At 43.6% G+C, this 6,259-nt stretch carries 3 protein-coding genes; 1 reads left to right on the top strand and 2 read right to left on the bottom strand.

Features of this window, described 5'->3' with window-relative positions; genetic code table 11:
- Window positions 1–294: EAL domain-containing protein (locus Q0688_RS14395; RefSeq protein WP_299078050.1), on the top strand; the 294-nt coding region annotated here is incomplete at its 5' end.
- Window positions 295–877: 583 nt separating this feature from the next.
- On the opposite strand, the gene Q0688_RS14390 is transcribed toward Q0688_RS14395, so the two are convergent.
- Together Q0688_RS14390 and Q0688_RS14385 are read right to left on the bottom strand one after the other, a co-directional pair.
- Window positions 878–1,807, bottom strand: a complete 930-nt coding sequence (locus tag Q0688_RS14390) for a diguanylate cyclase (RefSeq protein ID WP_299078047.1) — start codon at window positions 1,805–1,807, stop codon at window positions 878–880.
- 5 nt (window positions 1,808–1,812) lie between these two features.
- Complete coding sequence (locus tag Q0688_RS14385; RefSeq protein WP_299078044.1) at window positions 1,813–5,619, bottom strand: response regulator; 3,807 nt, start codon at window positions 5,617–5,619, stop codon at window positions 1,813–1,815.
- Between the last annotated feature and the right edge of the window lie 640 nt (window positions 5,620–6,259).

Raw genomic sequence — 6,259 nt, 5'->3', positions numbered from 1 at the left:
GATGATTTTGGTACAGGCTATTCATCCTTATCCTACTTAAAACAATTGCCTATAAATCAGTTGAAAATTGACCAAGGATTTGTACGAGATATCATAAATAGCAGTAATGACAAAGCCATAGCTCAGGCTGTTATAACATTAGCCGACTCAATGGAACTGCAAGTCATAGCTGAGGGTGTTGAAACAGAAGCCCAGCGAGCTTTATTGCAGAGTATGGGGTGTCAAACCTACCAAGGCTATTTGTACGGAAAACCGTGTCGGATAGAAGAGCTGCATTTTTTAGAAGCTACTTAGTGAGGTATATTAAGCGAGTTTTGATTTAGTAGTTTATGAGCAATAAAATCCAAAAGGTACAACCTTGTCTATCAAAGGATTCAAAGCGATTCAGTATGAATTGTTCATGAATCGGGAAACCATGCGGCAGAATTTGTTTAAGTATATAGAGGTTGATTGTCCTTAAAACTACGAATTGAAAAACAGTGCTTAGCAAAGTGTCAAATGTTGCTGATACAGATCAAAGCCAATACTGCCATTCCTCCAAATTAGTTAGTGCCTTACTGAGCCCTCACTTTTAAGGTAAAGCGGTCATTCGCATCTGGGTTATGTTGAGGTTTTGAATCTCTGCTTTTCGCTCAAAGTGAAGATCGCGTTTGTGCCAGAAGCGGATATTACAATGTGCAGGTATTAAAGTCCGCTATTAGTCGTTAGCAGAACGTTAGTGTAAGGGCGATGAGCAGCGCAGCGGGTTATGGTCCCAGTATTCTGTGTAAATTATCTTGGCCGGTTTCAATATTATGCTGTAAAAATCATGGTAACAACAGAGTTTAAAATTAATCACTCATAGATAGTAATTTTTTGGTAATAGGTTTGCCAGACCTCACGCTAGTACAACCGAATAGGTATTACGACCACGTTGTTTACTTAAATACAGCTGCTGGTCTGCCAGTTCTATAATATTACTATCGTAGCCTTTCGCTTCATCGGCGACGGCAATGCCAACACTGATGCTCAGTTTAGTGGCGGGAGTTTGGGGGTGTGCGATATCTAATTCCAATACATGATGCAGTATCTTTTTTGCCACGGTTACTGCGCCATTTATATCGGTATCGGCTAGCAACACTACAAATTCTTCACCTCCATAGCGGGCGACCATGTCAGCCTCTCGCACGCTATGCTTTAGGGCACTGGCCACTTTACGTAAAGCATCATCTCCTGCTAAGTGGCCAAACGTATCGTTATATTTCTTAAAGTAGTCGATATCAATCATCAATACTGCAAGAGGACTCAGTTTACGTCTATGTTGGGCAAGTTGGATTGATAAAACGTTATCAAAATAGCGGCGGTTATAAATACCGGTTAACCCATCCAGATAAGCGAGAGAACGCAGTAAGTCAGCTTGTCTTTTCAGGGCTAAGTGAGCCTTTACCCGGTTACGTAATGTATTTGTATTAAATGGCTTTTGAATAAAATCGACGCCACCTGCATCCCAGCAGGCATCTTCATCCGTTTGATGCTGCAAGCCTGTGACGAATATGACCGGGATATCTGCCAGTTGTTTATCGGCTTTTAATTGCCTGCATGTTTCTAATCCATCCTGCTCAGGCATTACTACATCTAACAAAATGAGATCAGGCCGACTGTCGTGGCAAACTTTTATTGCCTGTTTGCCGCTTGTGGCCATCAGAATATTGTACTCGTTGCCTAAAACCTGAAAGACAATCTGAATATTAATAGGTTGATCATCGACAACTAAAATGGTTGCAGGGAATTGGCTGATAGCCACATTTGGTATAGTGTCAGCTGACATATAAACTACTCTTTGAATTGACTTAACATTTTATCAACTATCACGACTGCTTGCTCAAAAGTCAAGTTGACTAGAGCCTCTTCAAGCTCTTTATTTAGTTCAGGTGTTTGAGCCTGCAGTGACGGTGCCAATTGCTGATAAAGTGGCAACGCTGCCATGTTGGCAAGATTGAGATGTTGCTTTAGCGTCATTAACTGAGCTGCCTGTTCCGTCCGGCTAACAGGGGCTTGTGCGGTAGCTATTTGCTGTTCCACTTGTAATAATTTCACCAAGTCTGTAGCGGTGTTAAGAGTTAACTTCAGTATATCCAGAACGTTGTTATCTACCTGATAACCGTCATCACTGTGCTCACGCAGCTCATCTTCCAAGCGGGCAGTAAGCTTTGCCAGATTGCTAAAGCCAAGTGTGCCTGCAGCACCTTTTAAACTATGAAACAACAATCGTGCATTACGACGGGTAAGTGTTTTATCCTCTAGTTGTTGTAATGCTTGCCTAAGGTCCTGCTCAAATTGCTTTAATACATTGACATAAATCGTCAGGGAATAACCAAGGCGCTGAACAGCAGCTTCGAGTTCAATATGATGCTGCTGGCAGAACGCTAACGCTGCCTGATCAAAATTCAGGTTTGATTTATTAACTTGTTTGACGTGAGGTGCTTTTTCTGCTTTATGATGGCTGAGAATTTTGGTCGTCAACTCGTTAAGATCAAAAGGTTTTGCGATGTGGTCTTGCATACCTGCTGCCAGGCAAGCGGCTATATCATCAGACATGGCGTGCGCTGTAATAGCAATAATCGGCAGCAACTGATGTCTAGGTAGCTTTCTAATCTCACGAGTGGTTTGATAGCCATCCATTCCCGGCATTTGTATGTCCATCAGTACCATATCAAAGTGCTCTGCCGTACTTTCCAGCATCTCTAACGCTTCCTCACCGCTGCTAGCAATTTTGATGGTCGCCCCTAGTTGCTGCAGTAACTCACTGGCAACCAGCTGGTTCGTCAAATTATCTTCTACCAGCAGTAAGGATATTCCCTGCAATGGCAGCTCGTGCGGGAGGGGGGAGGTCGGGAGCGACAGGTCGAGATCGCCAAAAACAACACTCTTTACTGCCTGTAACATCATATTTTTTGTAACAGGTTTAATTAAAAATCCATCCAGATAGCGCTCATAATCGTTATTTTGCTCATCGAGCAGTTCTTTTCCATGAGCGGTAATCATTACAATCAGTGAAACCACGCTACTATGCAATTCCCGTAGCTCGCGAGCGAAGGTTAGGCCATCTTTACCCGGCATACGCCAGTCTACGAAAACGACATCATAGCGAGTACTATCGCGGTGGGCTTGCTTGACTAATAGTGACGCCTCTTGCGCATCGGACGCAATCTTTGCCTGCCATCCCAACGAGACCGCAATACCTTGTAAAATTATTCGCGCACTGTCGTTGTCATCGACAATCAACACGCTCAACTTTTCATTACTACGAGTAAACGTTTGAGAGTTTTGGATCGCCCTCTTCTCCGCATTGCGTACGACGACGTTAAAGCTAAAGGTACTTCCACAACCAAATTCACTCTCTACGCCGATTTCACCACCCATCAAATTCACCAAGCGCTTACTGATGGCTAAACCTAAACCTGTCCCGCCATAGCGACGACTTATTGAAGAATCTGCTTGTTGAAAACCGGAAAAAAGAGCGTTCTGTTGCTCCAGCGTGATACCGATCCCAGTATCTTTAATACTGAAAGACAAGTTAATCTCGCCCTCTGGCAGTGATTGAGACCTAATTGAGATGAGTATTTCACCCTTATCAGTAAATTTTATGGCATTGCCGACCAGATTTATCAGGACTTGTTTAATACGGAAACTATCACCTAACAAATGCTCAGGCACATCCGCTGTGACATCGTATAGCACTTCCAATCCTTTTTGCTCTGCACTAGATGAAAAAACAAGGCCGATATCCTGCAGCAAATCCGTCAAACTAAATGGATGCGGGTCTAGCTCCAACTTACCGGCTTCAATTTTTGAGAAATCCAGAATATCATTTAACAAGGTAAGCAAAGACTTAGCTGCACTATAGGCTTTTTCTACATAGTCGGCCTGGCGTTGATCCAGCGTGCTGTTGGCTACCAATTGTAATAATCCCAGAACTCCATTCATCGGCGTGCGGATCTCGTGGCTCATATTTGCCAAAAACTCAGATTTTGCTTTATTAGCAGACTCAGCTTGTTCTTTTGCTTGTGCCAGTTCCGCTTCGTATTTAAGTTGTTTAGTTAAATCAAACGCGATACCAAGAAAGCCTGTTAGCTGACCTTGCTCATCTTTTAGTGGACTGACATTTAGTTTTACTTGCACCTGTTCACCGGTTTTTGTCAGGTAGGTCCAGCGCGCATTATCCGTTTGCCCCAGACGCGCTTTCGCTACAAAGGTTTCAAAACCGACCGCGATGTTGCTACCGAGCTCAGTGGTCAGCTTAGCGGCATGGTGCTCCACTTCTGCGGGCAGATGAAAAATAGACGGGGTTTGTTGGAAAAGGACCTCCTCTGCGCGATAGCCTAAGAGTTTTTCTGCTGCTGGATTAAAGGCCGTAATAATGCCTTCTTCATCGGTAGCGATAATGGCGTAGCCCGCGCTGCTAAGAATACTGCGCTGCAAGATATTAACACGTGAAATCTCCGCCGTTCGCAGTGCGACCTGCTGTTCAAGCTCAGCATTCGCTTTTAGTAAAGTTTGCTCTGCAATACTTGCCAGCTCCTGCTTATGACGGATTAACTGACTTCTGCGCATTAACATAAGTTGCAGTAGATACACGCCAAAGGCCAGGATGGTACTGACTGCCATTACCTCAAAAAATAAGCTGGTGCCAGAGCGTAGTTGCAGTTCAGTAATAAAGTGATTGGTTGGCGTAAGCGACAGCTGCCATTGGCGGCCAAATACAGAGAGATTTAATTTATGTTGTAGAGCAGCGTCGTAAGTGTCTTTCACTTCTTGGCTGAAGAACTCGATTGGCGTTTGTTCGGTAATGTCACTGATTTGCAGAAAGACATCGTTTTCCAGACCTGCAACTGAATTAAGGACTTCGTTAATCAGGATTGGGGCGTAACTCCAGCCAAATAAATGATCAAGCCGTTGCTGACTCCCTTCTGGCACGATATTTGTTTTATATACCGGCATTAATATTAAAAAACCCTGTTGAGCTCGCTCATTTGCTTGTACTAAGGTAATGGGCGCTGTTAACCTCACATCGTTATTGAACGCCGCATCTAATGCTGCCTTGCGGCGCATTGCTTCGAAACCAATATCAAGCCCCACGGCCTCTCGGTTGTTTTGCTCAGGTTCAATGTAGGTGATCACAAAAAGGCTATCTTGGTGTGGCGTTAGCTGCCTGATTTTGAAGTTGTAGCTTGGTCGCTCGGCAGCCATCCGGTCTAGAAATGCCGCAGTTTGGTTTGGTTCAACTTTGATGATTAAACCAAAACCACGAGCCCCTGGAAACTCCCTTTTATAGTCTCGCACTTGCGTATAGGTCTGCATATCGTTGTAATCAAAATGCTCAGGGGATAGCGACATTACTGCACCACGGGTGCCGCGCAAACCATATTGATACAGCGTGACCTTTTCCTGAACCCCTGCTGCAATTAGATTTAACCTGACAGTAACCGCATCACTAATTCGCTTTGCTTGGGTTTGTTGTTGCTGATCTACCATGGATGTTGCCACAAAGTAGCCAATAACTAATAACCCTAACGGTAGCCATAATGACATTAACCAACTGCGTAATGAAAATTTGGGAACAGAGATAAGTGACTTCATTTAATGCTCAGGAGGCTCCGATTGATATAAAAAGGGTAGGGCCGATAATTTAGATGGAAAACCAAAATCAAATTCAGAAACAATCCAGCAACTGATTTGCCTGTAGGACTCGCTCATTATGAAACAGTCGCACCAGCGCGCCGTGTTTTTAAAACAAGTTGAGCCAACCAGTAAATTAGAAACTTATTAAAAATATCACTCTAAGCTCAAAAAGCAAAACTTTCAAGTTGCATTGAGCTTATGTCGATATGAATAGTCATATTTAATCTACAGAGCAAGGACAAATTAGCGCCCCCTAACATTGTCAATCCAACTTAATTGCGTGATCTACGGAAATCAATAGAAGCAGATCGCTTTGAAGATGATTGTTGTAGTAAAAAGTTAGCTTGCCTTACTGAGAAGCACGATCCGAGTGACAATCAACTCGACGAATGGATGCTGGACACTGTGGTTGAGACACATGCCATTTTGCGGTTAAAAGTCCGTCCAACTTCAGGCGTTAATGTCCGCTCTATCAAGCAAAGCATACTTTCGCATGAGTACTATGATGCGGAGAGAAATTTCTGCTTTTCGCTCAAAGCGGTCCAATCATAAATTTGGCTCGTTAAAATTAGCTGTTGTTACTGGTCACAACAGCTAG

The sequence above is a fragment of the uncultured Paraglaciecola sp. genome, assembly GCF_937123705.1.
Taxonomy (GTDB): Bacteria; Pseudomonadota; Gammaproteobacteria; order Enterobacterales; family Alteromonadaceae; genus Paraglaciecola.
The sequence above is the reverse complement of the archived record's forward strand: the minus strand, read 5'-3'. Positions and strand labels throughout refer to the sequence as shown.

What these genes read in the sequence shown, in the direction of transcription:
- Q0688_RS14390 (WP_299078047.1), bottom strand. Translation starts at nt 1,807, where the DNA reads ATGTCAGCTGACACTATACCAAATGTGGCTATCAGCCAATTCCCTGCA.
- Q0688_RS14385 (WP_299078044.1), bottom strand. Translation starts at nt 5,619, where the DNA reads ATGAAGTCACTTATCTCTGTTCCCAAATTTTCATTACGCAGTTGGTTA.